Origin of the sequence: Halomonas sp. C22 (assembly GCF_007655045.1) — a bacterium.
Classification (GTDB): Bacteria; Pseudomonadota; Gammaproteobacteria; order Pseudomonadales; family Halomonadaceae; genus Vreelandella; species Vreelandella hamiltonii.
Genome location: NZ_VBVC01000001.1, coordinates 97852 through 115591, shown reverse-complemented (window position 1 = coordinate 115591; position 17740 = coordinate 97852). Strand labels below are relative to the sequence as shown.

Genomic DNA, 17740 nt, shown 5'->3' with positions numbered 1-17740 from the left:
CCCCACACCGCGCGGCGAGCATCGCTTAACGACGCTTGGGCTTGCGCATGGCCTGAACCGGGCGACGCTTGTGCTTGTCGCGACTCCAGCGGTTTTTCTCGTCCGGCGTCAGCTCGGGCACCTTGCGGGTTTCCAGGTGGGCCAGGGTCGCCAGATCGTCGACTTCATCCTGGGAAAGCTCTACCCACTCGCCCGCCTTGGCACGCTTGTCGAGGAAGATATTACCGTAGCGCACGCGCTTCAGGCGGCTGACGGTGAGCCCCTGGGACTCCCACAAGCGGCGCACTTCGCGGTTGCGGCCTTCCAGAATCACCACGTGGAACCAGGTGTTGATGCCTTCGCCACCAAACTCCTGCACGTCGGTGAAACGGGCGGGGCCGTCTTCCAGCATGACGCCATCCACCATGGCGACGATATGCTCTCGCTTGACGTCGCCCATGACCCGCACCGCGTACTCACGCTCCACCTGGGTGGAGGGGTGCATCAAGCGGTTGGCCAGTTCACCGTCGGTGGTGAACAGCAGCAGGCCGCTGGTATTGATATCCAGCCGCCCGATGGCAATCCAGCGCTCGCCTTTCAGGCGCGGCAGACGCTCGAAGACCGTGCGACGGCCTTCCGGGTCCTTGCGGGTACACAGCTCGCCTTCCGGCTTGTTGTACATGATGACCCGACGCGGCACTTCTTCTTCCGGGCGCAGCGTGACCGGGCGGTCATCGAAGCTGACCTTGTCGCGGGCTTCCACGCGGTCACCCAGCTTGGCCACCTGACTGTTCACCTTCACCCGGCCATCGGCAATCGCGGTTTCCATTTCACGGCGGGAGCCAAGGCCCGCACGGGCCAGCACTTTCTGCAGCTTTTCGCTGGTAGGCGGCGTGGTGTTGTTACTCTGATTCATGGTCGTCTGACCTCACATCGTTGGTCTGCGTGCCCGCGTCCTCATCTCGACGCTGGGCACGTGCCGCAAGCCGTGCCTCCAGATCGGCAAAGCTCAGCGGCTGGGTTAACGCCGTCTCGGCGTGGGGGTCGGCACTCGCTGCCGACGTGTTCTGATCTTGCTGGGGTGGCGCATCCTGCACGGTTTCGACGGCTTCGTCCAGTGCGACATGCGTCGCAGCGGGCGATTCCTCAGCCAATGCTTCTTCGTCGGCGGCCACCAGCGTGTGCATGGGCGGCAAGGCATCCAGCGTCTTGAGCCCGAAGTCGTCCAGAAAGCTGCGCGTCGTGGCATACACGGCGGGACGCCCCGGCACGTCGCGGTGCCCGACGATACGTACCCAGCCCCGCTCCATCAGCGTGCGAATGATCGAGCTGCTGACGCTGACGCCCCGCACTTCCTCGATATCGCCCCGGGTCACCGGCTGGCGATAGGCAATCAGCGCCAGGGTTTCCAGCAGGGCACGGGAGTAGCGCTGGGGGCGCTCATCCCACAAACGCGACACCCAGTGCGACAGCCGCGGGCGAATGCGCAGCTGAAAGCCCGAGGCCGTTTCGACCAGTTCCAGCGCCCCGTCCTCGTGGCGCCGGGCCAACCGCGCGAGGGCGTCGCGCAGCGCCTTGCGAGACGGGCACTCATCCTCCAGAAACAGCGTCTCCAGCCGCTCCACGGGCAGCGGTTCTCCGGCCGCCAGCAGCGCGGCTTCGACAATATCGTCCAACGTGGTGTCTCTCACCGTGACTCCTCGTCAGGTTCGAAGGCAGACTCTTCGTCCGCAGGGTCATCACTTTCCCGCGCAAAGGGGTCCTCGTCCTCATCGGCCAGCGCCGCCTGCCGAGCACGCACATGGATCGGCGACAGCGGCGCGTTCTGGACGATTTCGATCATCGACTCCTTGGCCAGCTCCAGAATGGCCATGAACGTCACGACGACCCCCGCCCGCCCCTCCTCCAGGGAGAACAGCGCTTCGAAGGGGGTATAGCGCCCATGGGTGCCATCTTCGTGCAAGCGCTCCATGATCTTCAGCATGCGCTCCCGGGTCGAGAGCACCTCTCGGCTGATCTGGTGGGCCTGAGCCAGCTCGGCCCGCTTGAGAATGTCCGACAGCGCGCCCAGCAGTTCGTCCAGCTCGACATCGGGATGAATCACGCGGGTTTCCAGCGGTGGCAGGCCCGCCTGCACGCTGAACCAGTCCCGGCCCACCCTGGGCAGGGCATCCAGCGCTTCAGCGGCCTCCTTGAGACGCTCGTACTCCTGCAGGCGGCGTATCAGCTCCGCCCGGGGGTCCTCTTCTTCCTCGCCTTCCGCCTTGGGGGGGCGCGGCAGCAGCGTGCGTGATTTTATCTCGGCCAGCATGGCCGCCATCAACAGGTACTCGCCGGCCAGCTCGATCTCCATGGCCTTCATCATCTCCACGTACTCGATGTACTGATGGGTGATCACCGCCACGTTGATACTCAGAATGTCGAGATTCTGACGACGAATCAGATACAGCAGCAGATCCAGCGGCCCCTCGAACGCTTCCAGGAAGACCCGTAGCGCCTCGGGGGGAATATAGAGATCTTCCGGCAGCTGCGTAATGGGCTCATCGAACAGGCGCCCAAGGGCCTCCACGGTGGGCTCCACCACAGAGGGCATCTCGTCTTGATCCGGCACGGCGCTGGGCGTCTCGCTCACGCGGGTCGAGTCCTTGTCAGTTGAAAACGGCAGTGTAACAGCGCTCCATCAATGCGGCATCTCGGCCGCCTCGGCGGCTTTACGATAGCGGCCCTGATAGTCGAACAGCTTGTCGCGGATTTGAAAGTGGCGGCCTACCTTTCTGCCCACCACAAAGTCGGGATGGCGCAGGCGGGACTGGGCAGCCACCACGTCGTCTGGCGTTGCTGGCTGCCACCGCACGCCCGGCGCGCGCAGGTGGGCGCGCAAGAAGACCGCATAAAAGGCGCGGCGCTGGGCGGCAGTCTCCAGGGCAAACCATTCGCTCAGGCTCGCACCGTCTTCGTCATGATAGGTCACTTTGAGACGCGGCAGGCCGCGCCCGTTGGTGGTCGCCTCCAGCTGCATGCCGCTCACCCGCAGCACTTTGGCGTCCTTGAGGCGCAGCGCCTCCTTGAGCTTGTCATCGGCATCCACCAGCAGCTTCTCGCAGCCATGGCAGCGGCGGGCAGCGATATCGTTCTCTGCCCCGCACGCATCGCAGACCTTGAAGCGAAAGCGAAAGGTGCACTGGCTACGGCGTCCGGCGTCGTCCTCCACCAGCCCCTGGCAGCGGCGGCCAAAATGCTCGATCACCAGCTCGCCGTCGCGCTTGCCCCAGAACAGGTTGGCATGCCCACACTCGGGGCACTCGACCTGCACCGGCTCGCTATCGCTGTCGGGACGCGGCTCGCCTACCTCAGGGGCATAGAGGTCCCAGGGGTTGCCCGCATAATCCAGTATCAGGCACGCCTCCTTCCCCGGCGAGAGGCGCAGTCCGCGCCCCACGATCTGCTGATAGAGGCTCACCGACTCGGTGGGGCGCAGGATCGCGATCAGATCCACATGCGGGGCATCGAACCCGGTGGTCAATACCGCCACGTTGACCAGATACTTGAGCTTGCGCGCCTTGAACGCATCGATCAGCGCGGTGCGCTCGGCGGAGACCGTCGCACCGGTGATCAGCGCGGATTGGTCGGCAGGCAGATACCCCATGATCTCTTCGGCGTGGGCGACCGTCGCGGCAAAAATCATCACGCCCTGGCAGTCGGCCGACTGCTCGACCACTTGGGCAATGATGCCCGGCGTGGCACGGCTTCCGGCCACCACCCGATTAAGCTCTTCTTCCCGAAACAGCCCGCTGGAAGAGGGAGCAAGCGCCGAGAAGTCGTACCCCTCAATGGCCATGTCCAGCCGCCGAGGAGCGGCCAGAAAACCCTGCTTGACCATCAGGCGCAGCGGCTGTTCGAACACGCAGTCGGTGAAGAAACTCTCTTCTCCCCCGCGCACCATGCCGTGGTAGTGGCGGTGATAGATAAACCCCTGGCCCAGCCGAAAGGGCGTGGCGGTGAGGCCGAGAATCTTCAGCTGCGGGTTTTGCCGCTGCAGGTGGTCGATCACCTGGCGGTAGCTGGAATCCTCCTCCAACGACACCCGATGGCACTCGTCGATCACCAGCAGCGTGAAGCTGGCGTCGTTGAACTGCGCCAGGTTGCGCACCACCGACTGCACCGAGCCAAACACCACCTGCCGACTGGCCTCCTTGCGCTTCAACCCGGCGCTGAAGATATCCGCTACCAGGCCATAGGCCTGGTACTTGGCGTGGTTCTGCTCCACCAGCTCGCGAACGTGGGCCAGTACCAGCACCCGCCCACGGGCCAGCCTCGCCAGCTCGGCAATCACCAGCGACTTGCCGCTGCCCGTGGGCAGCACGACCACCGCCGGGTCGCTGGTGGCGCGAAAGTGGTGAACTACCCGCTTGACCGCTTCCTGCTGGTAGGCGCGCAGCTGCGGCGGCGCATCAGGCGAGAAAGGCGGCCCGGAGGCCGCCTTTTCAGGGTATGTCATGGCACACCAGCGTCATGATGCGCCTGCCCATCAACCCAGCCATACCCGCGCATTGCGGAACAGCCGCAGCCAGGCGCCGTCCTCGGTCCACTCTGCCGGACGCCAGGAGTTGGTCACTGCCCGCGTCACCCGCTCCGGGTGAGGCATCATGATGGTCACACGACCATCCGGCGTGGTCAGCCCCGTGATCCCCGACGGGGAACCATTGGGGTTGGCCGGATAGCGAGTGGTGACCTGACCGTAATTGTCGATGTAGCGCAGGGCAATTTGGCTGCTCGACTGCATGCTGCGCAGGTGCGCCGTATCGCGGAACTCGGCACGCCCTTCGCCGTGGGCCACGGCGATGGGCAGCGTCGAGCCTTCCATGCCGGCCAGCAGAATCGAGGGGCTTTTCTCTACCCGCACCATGGCCACGCGGGCTTCGAACTGTTCGGATTCGTTGCGCACGAAGCTGGGCCAGTTTTCGGCGCCCGGGATCAGCGTCTTGAGCTGCGACAGCATCTGGCAGCCATTGCACACCCCCAGCGAGAAGCTGTCATCCCGGGTGAAGAACGCCGCAAACTGCTCGCGGGCGCGCTCGTTGAACAGCACCGACTTGGCCCAGCCGCCGCCTGCCCCCAGCACGTCGCCGTAGGAGAAGCCCCCACAAGCCACCAGGCCCTGGAAGGTATCCAGCGAGACACGGCCTTCCAGGATGTCGCTCATGTGCACATCCACCGCATCGAACCCGGCCTTGTGGAAGGCCCAGGCCATTTCCACTTGGCCATTGACCCCCTGCTCACGCAGGACGGCCACCGCTGGCTTGGCAGTGTTGACGTAAGGCGCGGTGATGTCGTCATTGACATCGAAGGTCGGCGCCGCGCTGAGACCGGGGTCACGCACGTCGAGCAGGTTGTCGAATTCGTTCTTGGCGCATTCGGGGTTATCGCGCAGCGCCTGCAACCGGTAGCTGGTCTCGGCCCAGGTGCGCTGGGTCAGCTGACGGGTGGTTTCCAGCAGCGGCTCTTCGAACAGCGTCACGCGTACCTGATCGTCGTAACGCGGGCGGGCAATCACCCCGCAGGTTTCGATACCGGCCTTGGCGAACTGGGTCAGCACTTCTTCGGTGTGCTGGCGATTGACCTGGATCACCGCCCCCAGCTCTTCTGCAAACAGCGCATTGAAGGCTTCCACCGGCTCGTCGATCAGCCAGTCGAGCTTGATTTCGAGACCGGCATGACCTGCAAAGGCCATCTCCAGCAGCGTCACCAGCAGGCCGCCGTCGCTACGATCGTGGTAGGCCAGCAGCTTGCCATCCCGGTTCAGGCCCTGAATGACCTCGAAGAACGCTTTCAGGTCTTCCGGGTCGTCCACGTCGGGGCATTCGTCGCCCACCTGGCCATACACCTGGGCCAGTGCCGAGCCGCCCAGCCGGTTCTGGCCGTTGCCCAGGTCGATCAGGATCAGGTCCGACTCATCCTGCTCCAGGTTGATCTGCGGGGTCAGCGTGGCCAGCGCATCGGTGACCGGCGCAAAGCCAGTGACCACCAGCGACAGCGGCGAGGTGATGCTCTTCTCTTCGGCATTATCGCCCTCCTGCCAGGCGGTACGCATCGACATGGAGTCCTTGCCCACCGGCACGGCAATCCCCAGCGCCGGGCACAGCTCCATACCGACCGCATGCACGGCGTCGTACAGCGCCTGGTTTTCGCCGGGGTGGTCGGCGGCGCTCATCCAGTTGGCGGAGAGCTTGATGTCCGAGAGCTTGGCGATCGGCGCGGCGGCCAGGTTGGTAATCGCCTCTGCCACCGCCAAACGGGCGCTGGCGGCCGGGTCGATCAGCGCCACCGGCGGGCGCTCGCCCATGGCCATGGCTTCACCGGCATGGGTATCGAAGCTAGCGGTGGTCACTGCCACGTCGGCGACCGGCACCTGCCAGGGGCCGACCATCTGATCACGGGCCACCTGGCCTGTGATCGAACGGTCGCCGATGGTGATCAAAAAGCTTTTCGAGGCCACCGTGGGCAGGCGCAGCACCCGGTCCATGGCTTCGCGCAGGTCCAGGTTGTCGAGCATCACGCCGGAAAGCTCGGGCGTCTGGCGCTCGAACGAACGGGTCATCTTCGGCGGCTTGCCGAACAGCACGCTCATGGGCAAATCGACGGGTTTGGTTTCGAAGTGGCCATCGCGCACTTCCAGATGGTGCTCTGCCTGAGCTTCGCCCACCACCGCATAGGGGCAGCGCTCGCGTTTGCACAGCGCATCGAAGGTATCGAGGTCTTCCGGGGCCACGGCCAGCACGTAACGCTCCTGGGCTTCGTTGCACCAGATTTCCAGCGGGCTCATGCCCGGCTCGGCGTTGGGCACGGCGCGCAGGTCGAACAGGCCGCCACGGTTACCGTCCTTGACCAGCTCCGGCAACGCATTGGAGAGGCCACCGGCACCCACGTCGTGGATGAAGCGAATGGGGTTTTTCTCACCCATTGCCCAGCAGCGGTCGATCACTTCCTGGGCACGGCGCTCGATTTCCGGGTTTTCCCGCTGCACCGAGGCGAAATCCAGATCGGCGCTCGATTCCCCCGATGCCATGCTGGACGCGGCACCGCCGCCCAGACCGATCAGCATCGCCGGGCCGCCCATCACGATCAGCTTGCCGCCCACCGGAATCTCGCCCTTCTGGACGTGCTGGGCACGAATGTTGCCGTACCCACCGGCAATCATGATCGGCTTGTGGTAACCGCGACGCTCGATGCCATTGGCACTGAGGGCATCCTGCTCGTAGGTGCGGAAGTAGCCGGTCAGGTTGGGGCGGCCGAACTCGTTATTGAAAGCCGCGCCACCAATCGGGCCTTCCAGCATGATGTTGAGCGCCGACTGCATGCGCTCGGGTTTGCCGTAATCGAAGGCCTCCCAGGGCTGCACGAACTCGGGGATACGCAGGTTTGAAACGGTGAAACCCGCCAGGCCCGCCTTCGGCTTGCCGCCGATACCGGTGGCGCCTTCGTCGCGAATCTCGCCGCCGGAGCCGGTGGCCGCCCCCGGGAAAGGCGCAATCGCCGTGGGGTGGTTGTGGGTTTCCACCTTCATCAGGATATGGATGGGCTCCTGATGAGCATCGTAGTGAGCGCGTTCACCCTCTGCACCGGTCAGCGGTGTGGGGAAGAAGCGACCGCCGTGGCTGCCCTTGATCACCGCCGCGTTGTCACTGTAGGCCGACAGCACGTTGTCCGGTGAGGTCGCAAAGGTGTTCTTGATCATTTTGAACAGCGAATGGCTCTGGGCTTCGCCGTCGATGATCCAGTCCGCATTGAAAATCTTGTGGCGGCAGTGCTCCGAGTTCGCCTGGGCAAACATCATCAGCTCCACGTCGCTGGGGTTGCGCCCCAGCTCGACGAAGGCCGCCACCAGATAGTCGATCTCGTCGTCTGCCAGCGCCAGGCCCAGCTCCCGATTGGCGACTTCCAGCGCGGCACGCCCGCCCTCCAGAATATCCACGCTGCCCAGCGGTGCCGGTGAGTGGTGGGCAAACAGCTGGCTGGCCGCCGCCGTGTCGGCCAGCACGTTTTCGGTCATGCGGTCGTGGAGCAGTGCGCCGATGGCGTCCCACTGCTCTGCCGTGGCCGTGCCACGCAATGCAACACGGTAGTCGACGCCGCGCTCGATGCGATGGATCTGGCTCAGCCCGCAGTTATGGGCGATGTCCGTGGCTTTGGAAGACCAGGGCGACTGGGTGCCCAGGCGCGGCACCACCAGAAAACGCAGGGCTTGTTCGAGGGGTTCCTGGGCGGCTTGGCTGCCGTAATCGAGCAGCTTGGCCAGCCGTTCCTGGGAGGCGGTATCGAGCTCTTCGTGGTGGTCAATGAAGTGGACGTAGTGGGCGGACAGCGCTTCCACCTCTGGAACACATTCACGCAACACCGTTAGCAGCCGTTCATGACGGAAGGCAGAAAGGGCGGGCGCGCCTCGAAGTTCGAGCATATCTGGGAGCCTCTAAAGCAGGAAGAGTCGAGCAGGAAATCACCGGGCCGCTAAGCGACCGACACACGGACTGCGCACTATGATACTGGAAAGCGGCGGCCACACGAAATCAACAAGGTGACACGGCGATAAAGGCTGGGTATCGTGGCAGCTCGTTCCACGCCGACAAGACACCATGCCGACATTGATTTGCCGACATTTTAGCGCCTTTTATCGGGCATATTTCGCGATGATCGCGACTTTGTTGCTGGTTTTGATCCCGCGCCCATCGACCTTTCCCGACGGCGAACACCTCACCCGCGTGCTGGCCAAAGACTTCATCACCGTACATACCCGCAATACGCCCACCACCTACTACGAAGGCCGCCAGGGGCCAACCGGGTTCGAATACGAACTGATGCACCGCTTTGCGGACTCCCTCGGGGTCAGCCTCAATCTGAATGCCAGCCACCATCCGGACGGCGTCTTGCCTGCCGTGCGCGAACAGGGTGACCTGGGGGCAGCCGCGCTGCCGCTGATGGCCGACACCCCAGGCATTCACTACACGCGCCCGATCATCGAGATGCAGCCACTGGTGGTCTATCGGCGCGGCCTGTATGGCATCAACGCACCCGAAGACCTCGTCGGCTTGTCCATCGGCACGCTGAGCGAAGCGGGCACCAGCGATGCTCTGAAAGCCCTGCAAAGCGACTATCCCAGCCTGAGCTGGAAGGAGTCCAACGAACTGGAAGTGGCCGAGCTGATGGCCCGAGTCGAGAACGGCACCCTGGATGCGGCCATCATCTTCGACCACCAGTTCCGCCTGAACCGGCTGTTCTTTCCCAATGTCGAACGCGGTTTCTATCTGGGCGAGCCCCTCTCGCTGGTCTGGGCGCTGCCCAGCGGCCGAGGGCTGGGTCTACTCGACGCGGCCAACCAGTTCCTGCAGGAGCTGCATGAGAACGGCACCCTGGACCGCCTGATCAGCCGCTATTTTGGCCATGACGATTACTTGGAGTACGTGGGCACGCGCACGTTTCTGGACCACCTGGATGAACGCCTGCCCCGCTACACCGAGCTCTTCAAGCAGGCCGCCCGAGACACGGGGTTCGACTGGAAACTGCTGGCCGCCGTGGGCTACCAGGAATCCCACTGGGACCCTAACGCCGTCTCCCCCACGGGGGTGCGGGGCCTGATGATGCTGACCAACCCTACGGCCAGCGAGATGGGCGTTTCGGACCGCACCGATGCCGCCCAGAGCATCGACGGCGGAGCCCGCTATCTGCGCAGCATCAAGGACCGCTTACCGGACAGCATCACCGGCGAAGACCGCCTCTATATGGCCATGGCGGCTTACAACGTGGGGCTTGGCCACCTTTATGATGCCCGCAACATTGCCGAACGACGCGGCGGCGACCCCAACCTGTGGCAGGACGTGCGTGCCGCGCTACCGCTGCTGCAGCAGCGCGAATGGCACAGCCAGACGCGCCACGGGTACGCCCGTGGCGGGGAGCCGGTGATCTACGTGCGCAACATTCGCCGCTACTACGAAATGATCGAATACGTGGAGCGCAGTCGACAGCAGTTTTTCCAACTGGAGCAGACACCGGCCAGTGAAGAGCCGCTGCTGCTGTTCGAGATCGTGCCGCCGCTCACCCCGTGATACCGGGGACGGCGCTAGCGCTTGTCGGCAAAGAACTGCTTGAGCAGCTTGCTGGCTTGCGCCGCCAGCACCCCGCCGGTGACGTCGATATGGTGATTGAACCAAGGCTGGGCGAGCAGATTGGCCTTTGACTCCACCATTCCCGCCCGTGGCTCGGCGGCAGCGTACACCAGCCGCTGAATACGGGCATGCACCATGGTGCCGGTGCACATCATGCAGGGCTCCAGGGTCACGTAGAGCGTACAGCCCTCCAGACGGTAGTTGCCCAGCCGCTGCCCAGCATCGCGCAGCGCACGCACTTCCGCATGGCCACTGGGGTCGCAGCTGGACAGCGGCGCATTGTGGCCCGCCCCGACGATCTCCCCCTCGGCGTCCACTACCACCGCTCCCACCGGCACCTCTCCGGCGGCCATCGCCAGATGCGCCTGGTCCAGCGCACGGTGCATGTAAAATTCATCGCTGCGTATCAAGACAAACTCCGTTAAGGTAGCGAAACGATCGTTTCAATGGCGTGATCGCCAAACGCTGAGGGCGGCCTCCTCAGTGATCAAGCAGACAGCACCAAGGATACCGAGAATGAACGATGCGCTGAAGTCACTGGTTAGCTTGCTGGAGCTGGAACCCCTGGAAGAGACGCTGTTTCGTGGCCAAAGCCAGGACCTCGGGTTTCCCCAGCTGTACGGAGGACAGGTACTTGGCCAGGCGCTGGCCGCCGCCGCCCGCACCGTCCCCGAGGAGCGTCGCCCTCACTCCCAGCACGGCTACTTTCTGCGCCCCGGCGACCCCCATCGCCCGGTGGTTTACCAGGTCGATACCATTCGCGACGGCGGCAGTTTCACCACCCGCCGGGTCACCGCCATTCAAAAGGGACGGCCCATCTTCTTCTGCAGCGCCTCGTTTCAAAGCCCTGAAGAGAGCATCAGCCATCAGCGCACCATGCCTGACGTGCCCACGCCCGAAGCGCTGCTGGAGAGCGGTGACGCCAAACATGCCCGTTTCCCAGGCCACCCCATCGAGTTCCTGCACCTGAAGAACAATCCGGACAGCGCCTCGCCTGCCGGGCAGTGCCTATGGTTCCGGTTCGCGGGCGGCCCGCTGCCCGACGCCCCCGCGCTGCATCGCCATCTGCTCTCCTACGCGTCGGACTTCAACCTGCTGACCACCGGGTTGATCCCTCACGGCATCAAGTACACGGACCCGAAGCTGCGCATCGCCAGCCTCGACCACGCGCTGTGGCTGCACGAAGATACGCGGCTGGACGAGTGGCTGCTGTACGCCATCGACTCTCCCTGGAGCGGCAGTGCCAGAGGACTGGCGCGCGGCCATATCTATCGCCGCGATGGGCAGCTGATTGCCTCGACGGCACAAGAGGGGCTGGTGCGCTACCCGCTCACCTGACGCCCGGCACCTACATGAACACGAACACGAACACCACACACGACAACGCCCGCAGAAAGCGGGCGTTGATGTCATGACGTCTCGAACAGCAAATCTCGTGTCGAGCGGCGCTCAACTGCCGTAGACATCGTTGATGGTCTTGAGCGGATAGTGCGCCGGGTAGGGCTTGCGGGCAACCCCGGAGTCCACCGCCGCCTGGGCCACCGCCGAGGAGACACGCTCCAGCAGGCGAATATCGACCGGTGTGGGGATGATGTACTCACGACCAAAGCTCATCTCGGTACGCTCGTAGGCGTTCAGCACTTCCTGGGGCACCGGCTCGCGGGCCAGATCCTTCAGCGCATGCACGGCGGCCAGCTTCATCGCTTCATTGATGCGCGTGGCGCGTACGTCCAGAGCACCACGGAAGATGAACGGGAAGCCCAGCACGTTGTTGACCTGGTTCGGGAAATCCGAGCGGCCGGTGGCCATGATGACGTCCGGGCGCGCCGCCCGAGCCACATCCGGATGAATTTCCGGGTCCGGGTTGGTGCAGGCAAAAATGACCGGATCCGCCGCCATCTTCTTCACCTGCTCGGCAGACAGCAGCCCGGGGCCAGACAGGCCGATAAACACGTCGGCACCATCGATGGCATCGTCCAGGGTACGCATGTCGGTATCACGGGCAAACTCGGCCTTGTACTCGTTGATGCCATCGCGGTCGGTGTGGATCACACCGCGACGGTCGAGCATGACCAGATGCTCTTTCTTGGCACCACAGGAGATCAGCAGGCGCATGCAGGCAATCGCCGCCGCACCCGCGCCCATGCAGACGATCTTCACGTCTTCGATGCGCTTGCCAGCGATTTCCAGGGCATTCAGCATCCCGGCAGCGGTGACGATGGCCGTACCGTGCTGGTCGTCATGAAACACGGGAATGCTGCAGCGCTCGATCAGCGCCTTTTCGATTTCGAAACACTCGGGGGCCTTGATGTCTTCCAGGTTGATACCGCCCCAGGTATCGGCGATGCGTGCCACGGTATCAATGAACGCCTGCGGATTCTCGGCATCCACTTCGATGTCCACCGAGTTGATGCCCGCGAAGCACTTGAACAGCACGCCCTTGCCTTCCATCACCGGCTTGCTGGCCAGCGGCCCCAGATTACCCAGGCCCAGAATGGCACTGCCGTCTGAAATGACCGCTACCAGATTTCCCTTGCCGGTATAACGGTAGGCATTTTCCGCTTCGCGAGCGATTTCGCGAACCGGTTCAGCCACCCCCGGGCTATACGCCAGGGCCAGATCCCGCGCCGTCGCGGTGGGCTTGGTCAGCTCAACGGAGAGCTTACCGGGGATCGGTTTAGCGTGATAATCCAGAGCTGCCTGCTTGTTTGCATCCGTCATGGTCAAGGTCCAATCAGCCTAAAGTAGAAAAGTCATATCAGAATATAGAAAAAACCCAAGCGTCTCAAGCAGCTAGTCAACCAGCCTATGAAACGTGCGTTTTAGCGGCTTTTCCCATCCATTCGGAACTTTTCAGCTTCATTTGCTGCAACTTATGCATAGCACCCTGACCCATAACGGTTTCGTTATGGATGCACTGCAGCATAAGCTGGAAATAGATTCCAAAACGACGCACGGACTTATCCACACCCGCCTCGCAATAGCGGCTGTGGACAACGTCGCGACAGTAGTCTCAGGACCTTGGCTTCATCACAGAGCGTTCAGATGCCGGTGCCGCCAGGGAGCGGCAAAATAAGGCAGGGACAAAAAACCCACGCCGTAGCGTGGGTTTTGCACAGGGCACATGGCGTGCCTGCGATGGGCTGAATCCGTCGGGATCAGCCGCGCTTGACTGCAGCGCCAAAACGCTTGTTGAAGCGTTCTACGCGGCCACCAGTGCTCGCCTGCTTCTGCTTGCCCGTGTAGAAGGGGTGGCAGTTGGAGCATACGTCCAGAGAGAAGTCCTGACCAGAAGTAGAACCAACCTGGAAGCTGGCACCGCAAGAGCAGTTGGCGGTGACCGTGTTGTAATTCGGGTGGATACCTTGTTTCATCTTGAGCCTCATGAGCTATATGCCGCCACCTGATCCGCTGCCAGGCACCGCATACGGGTGTGAAAAACTGCTAACCGGTTAACCGCTCGATCCGATAGATTGAGAGCGGCCGCGCATTCTAGCAAACTAAACGCCGGAGGCCAATTGTCTGATTCTGTTTCTTCCCCGCCCGTCACGGCAGAGCGTACTCCGGGCGCTTTTCAGGTGCTGAAAGTGGCCCTGCCATCGCCGCTGCGCCGCCTGTTCGACTACCTGCCAGCACCCCGCGCGCCCGCCTGCGGCTGGCTGCCGGGGCTGCGGGTGCGGGTACCGTTTGGCCGCCGCGACGTGGTGGGGGTCGTCGTATCTCTGGCTTCCGGCAGCGAACTGCCCCGCGCCCAGCTGCGCGCGGTCAGTGAAGCGCTGGACGACGCGCCGCTCCCCGAAGACTGGCAGTGGCTGTGCCAGTTCACCGCCCGCTATTACCAGCACAGCCTGGGCGACACCATGCAGCACGCCATGCCCGCACGCCTGCGCCAGGGCCACCCCATGGCGGGCCGCACGCAAACCCTGTGGCATGCGCGTCAGGGCGATGACACGCCGCTACAGCGCGCGCCGCGGCAGGCCGAGCTCTACCGCCTGTTGCGCCAGCACCCCCACGGGCTGGCAGGGCGGGCCATCAGTGCCCACGGGTTCACCCGTGAACAGCTCCAGGCGCTGCAAAAAAAGGGCCTGGCCGAACCCCAGGAGATCACCCTGACGGCGGGGCAGCCCGTCTCCGGCAGCTTGCTGGCAACGCCGTCATTACCCCTCAACCGTGAGCAGGCCACGGCCCTGGCGGCGCTGCACGAAAAGCTGGACGGCTACCACCCATGCCTGCTGGAAGGCGTGACCGGCAGCGGCAAGACCGAAGTCTACCTGCAGTTGATCGAGGCGCTGGCCGCCAAGGGCAAGCAATCGCTGGTGCTGGTACCCGAAATCGGCCTGACGCCGCAAACCCTGGCGCGCTTCAAGAGCCGCTTCCGGGTGCCCGTGGTGGCCCTGCATTCGGGCCTCACCGACCCGGAGCGCCTGGACGTCTGGGAAGCCGCCGCCAGCGGGCGCGCCATGGTCATCATCGGCACCCGCTCGGCCATTTTCACACCGCTGGCCAACCCTGGCGCGATCATCGTCGACGAGGAGCACGACGGCTCTTACAAGCAGCACGACGGGCTTCGTTACCACGCCAGGGATCTCGCCGTGGCCCGGGCACACCATCACCAGATCCCATTGCTGCTGGGCAGCGCCACCCCTTCGCTGGAAAGCCTTCAGCAAGCGCTCTCGGGCGTCTATCGGCACCTGCGCCTGACCCAGCGCCCCAGCCGCCACCCGCCCGCCAAGCTGGAACTCCTGGACATGCGCCATCAGCGTCGCCAGGGAGGCCTGCTGCCCGGCGCGCTGCAAGCCATCCGCCAGACGCTGAAAGCCGGCAAGCAGGCGCTGGTCTTCATCAACCGGCGCGGCTTCGCCCCTAGCCTGGCGTGCCACAGCTGTGGCTGGCTGGCAGAATGCCATCAGTGCGATGCCCGCATGACGCTGCACAGGCAGCCCCCTCTGCTGGCCTGCCACCACTGCGACAGCCGACGCGCCCTGCCCGATGCCTGCCCAGAGTGCGGCAGCGGCGACCTGCGCGCGCTGGGGAGCGGCACCGAACGTACCGAAGAGACCCTGCAGGGGCTCTTTCCTGACACCGTCGTGCACCGCATCGACCGCGACAGCACCCGCAAGAAAGAGAGCTTCGAGCAGGTGCTCAAGGAGATCCATCGCGGTGAACCCTGCCTGCTGGTGGGCACGCAAATGCTGGCCAAGGGACACCACTTGCCCCACGTCACCCTGGTCGTGGTGGTCAATGCCGATGGCGGCCTTTATGCCGCCGACTTCCGCGCGCTGGAGCATAGCGCCCAGCTGCTGGAGCAGGTGGCTGGCCGAGCCGGGCGGGCCGCTCATCCAGGCCGCGTGCTGGTGCAGACCCTGCACCCCGACGACCCCCATCTGGGCCAGCTGGCCGAACATGGCTATGGCGCCCTGGCCCGCAACCTGCTGGAAGAACGAAGGCTGGCACAGCTTCCCCCGTTCTGTTTCATGGCGCTACTGCGCGTCGAAAGCCCCCAGGAGCCTGCTGCCATGGCGCTGGCTCAGCAGGCTGCACAGGCCTTGCGCCAGTGGCTCACGGATGCCAACCTGCCGGTACGCTGCCTGGGGCCAGTGCCTGCCCCCATGGAGCGCCGCCAGAATCGCTACCATCTGCATGTCATGATCACGGCCCAGAAACGCAGCCACCGACACACGGCGGCCCACTGGCTGGTACAGTGGCTGGAAGCTCATCGTGATGCGCGCAAGGTGCGCTGGTCCGTGGACATCGACCCGCAAACACTGGCCTAACCATGACAACGCCCGCGACGCCCAGCCTGCCCCGGCCTGGAATACGGCTTTGAAACTGCGCGCCAATTGCCGATAATGGCCGTTTTGACGCTGCACCATTTGGGCGCTTGCACACGCCGCCACCGAAGACACCCGGATATTGACATGAAAGACACGATTATTGCTTTGCTCGAAGGCGCCGTTGATGCGCTCAAGCACCAAGGCGTGCTGCCCAACGATGTACAGCCGGTCATCAAGGTCGACCCCACCAAGGACAAAGCCCACGGCGACTACGCCACCAACCTGGCCCTGATGCTGGCCAAACCCGCCAGCATGAAGCCCCGAGAGCTGGCCGACGCCCTGGTAGCCGCCCTGCCCGCCAGCGACGCCATCCAGAAAACCGACATCGCAGGCCCCGGCTTCATCAACTTCTTTGCCGCCGCCGATGCCGCCGCCCAGATCGTTGCCCAGGTACTGGATAGCGGCGACGCCTTTGGTCGCAGCCTGATCGGCAAGGGCGAAAAAGTGCAGGTGGAGTTCGTCTCGGCCAACCCCACGGGCCCGCTGCACGTGGGCCACGGTCGCGGCGCCGCGATTGGCGACTGCCTCTGCCGCCTGCTGGAAGCCAGCGGCTATGACGTCACTCGGGAGTTCTACTACAACGACGCGGGCGCGCAAATCAACAACCTAGCGCTCTCCGTCCAGGCCCGTGCCAAGGGGCTGGGCCCCGAGGACGAGAGCTGGCCTGCCGATGGCTATCGCGGTGAATACATCGTCGATGTGGCCAACGATTACATGGCTGGCAAGACGGTCACCGCCGACGACCGCAAGGTGACGGCCAAGGCCGATGCCGACGACCTGGAAGCCATTCAGGCGTTCGCCGTGGCCTGGCTGCGCCGCGAACAGGATCTGGACCTCAAGGCCTTCGGCGTCGAATTCGACGTCTACTTCCTTGAATCATCCCTCTACGAGGACGGCAAGGTCGAGGCCACTGTCGAGTCCCTGGTCGCCAACGGCCACACCTACGAGCAGGATGGCGCGCTGTGGCTGCGCACCACCGACTTCGGCGACGACAAGGACCGCGTCATGCGCAAGCGTGAAGGCGGCTACACCTACTTCCTGCCCGACGTGGCCTACCACCTGAACAAGTGGCAGCGCGGCTTCAAGACCGTGATCAACGAGCAGGGCGCCGACCACCACTCTACCGTTACCCGCGTACGTGCGGGCTTGCAGGCACTCGGCGTGGGCATTCCGCAGGGCTGGCCGGACTACGTGCTGCACCAGATGGTCATGGTGACCCGCTCGGGCGTGGAAGTGAAACTGTCCAAGCGTGCAGGCAGCTACGTCACCATACGCGACCTGATCGACGAAGTCGGCCGCGATGCCACCCGCTTCTTCCTGGCCGCGCGCCGCGCCGACTCGCAGTTGACCTTCGATATCGACCTGGCGCGCTCCCAGTCCAACGACAACCCGGTGTACTACATCCAGTACGCCCATGCTCGGGTATGCAGCATGCTGCGCAAGGCCGAAGAGGCAGGCCAGCCCTTCGACCACGGCGTGGCAATGGCCAACCTGGCGCTGCTGGACAGCGATCAGGAAAAAGCCGTGCTCAACCGCCTGGCCCGCTACCCGGAAGTGGTCGAACATGCGACCCGCAATCGCGAGCCCCAGCAGGTGGCCCAGTATCTACTGGATCTGGCGGGCGACTTCCACACCTGCTACAACGCCGTCAAGGTCATGGTCGAAGACGACACGCTGCGCAACACCCGCCTGGCGCTCGGTCTGGCCACGCGTCAGGTGCTTCGCAACGGGCTGGATCTGATGGGGGTCAGTGCCCCAGAGGAGATGTAA

The 17740-nt window shown here is 64.1% G+C and carries 12 protein-coding genes; 4 read left to right on the top strand and 8 right to left on the bottom strand.

The genetic code is table 11. From position 1 onward, the window contains the following. Positions 1-25: 25 nt before the first annotated feature. The 5 genes from rluB to purL are packed head-to-tail and all read right to left on the bottom strand — an operon-like array spanning position 26 to position 8434. Entirely contained in the window at positions 26-895 is an 870-nt protein-coding gene (rluB, locus tag FEU76_RS00570) for a 23S rRNA pseudouridine(2605) synthase RluB (RefSeq protein ID WP_144979508.1), read from the bottom strand. Further along, positions 882-1670, bottom strand: coding sequence for an SMC-Scp complex subunit ScpB (gene scpB / locus FEU76_RS00565; RefSeq protein ID WP_144979505.1), 789 nt, complete (start codon positions 1668-1670; stop codon positions 882-884). Before scpB ends, rluB begins: the two co-directional genes overlap by 14 nt. Next, the gene (locus tag FEU76_RS00560; protein WP_039181628.1) at positions 1667-2611 is read right to left on the bottom strand and encodes a segregation and condensation protein A; all 945 of its coding nucleotides are present in this window, start codon (positions 2609-2611) and stop codon (positions 1667-1669) included. Before FEU76_RS00560 ends, scpB begins: the two co-directional genes overlap by 4 nt. Positions 2612-2659: 48 nt before the next feature. Next, positions 2660-4477, bottom strand: a complete 1818-nt coding sequence (locus tag FEU76_RS00555) for a DEAD/DEAH box helicase (protein ID WP_144979502.1) — start codon at positions 4475-4477, stop codon at positions 2660-2662. Positions 4478-4507: 30 nt separating this feature from the next. Beyond that, entirely contained in the window at positions 4508-8434 is a 3927-nt protein-coding gene (purL, locus tag FEU76_RS00550) for a phosphoribosylformylglycinamidine synthase (RefSeq protein ID WP_144979499.1), read from the bottom strand. 175 nt (positions 8435-8609) lie between these two features. Between purL and mltF the strand changes: the two genes are divergently transcribed. Next, the gene (gene mltF, locus FEU76_RS00545; RefSeq protein ID WP_039181633.1) at positions 8610-10076 is read left to right on the top strand and encodes a membrane-bound lytic murein transglycosylase MltF; all 1467 of its coding nucleotides are present in this window, start codon (positions 8610-8612) and stop codon (positions 10074-10076) included. Positions 10077-10090: 14 nt separating this feature from the next. On the opposite strand, the gene tadA is transcribed toward mltF, so the two are convergent. Continuing rightward, entirely contained in the window at positions 10091-10543 is a 453-nt protein-coding gene (tadA, locus tag FEU76_RS00540) for a tRNA adenosine(34) deaminase TadA (RefSeq protein WP_222114775.1), read from the bottom strand. 109 nt (positions 10544-10652) lie between these two features. Between tadA and FEU76_RS00535 the strand changes: the two genes are divergently transcribed. Further along, positions 10653-11474, top strand: coding sequence for an acyl-CoA thioesterase (locus FEU76_RS00535; protein ID WP_144979496.1), 822 nt, complete (start codon positions 10653-10655; stop codon positions 11472-11474). Positions 11475-11585: 111 nt separating this feature from the next. Here the strand turns inward: FEU76_RS00535 and FEU76_RS00530 are convergent, their stop codons facing one another. Continuing rightward, positions 11586-12857: a malic enzyme-like NAD(P)-binding protein gene (locus FEU76_RS00530; protein ID WP_039181639.1), complete on the bottom strand. Its 1272-nt coding sequence runs from the start codon at positions 12855-12857 to the stop codon at positions 11586-11588. Between the two features lie 437 nt (positions 12858-13294). Then, positions 13295-13510: a 50S ribosomal protein L31 gene (gene rpmE, locus FEU76_RS00525; protein WP_016916139.1), complete on the bottom strand. Its 216-nt coding sequence runs from the start codon at positions 13508-13510 to the stop codon at positions 13295-13297. 144 nt (positions 13511-13654) lie between these two features. On the opposite strand from rpmE, the gene FEU76_RS00520 reads away from it, so the two are divergent. Both FEU76_RS00520 and argS read left to right on the top strand, forming a co-directional pair. Then, a complete protein-coding gene (locus tag FEU76_RS00520) occupies positions 13655-15910 on the top strand; it encodes a primosomal protein N' (RefSeq protein ID WP_229800651.1) in 2256 nt (751 codons plus the stop codon). A gap of 144 nt (positions 15911-16054) precedes the next feature. Then, entirely contained in the window at positions 16055-17740 is a 1686-nt protein-coding gene (gene argS / locus FEU76_RS00515; protein ID WP_039181646.1) for an arginine--tRNA ligase, read from the top strand.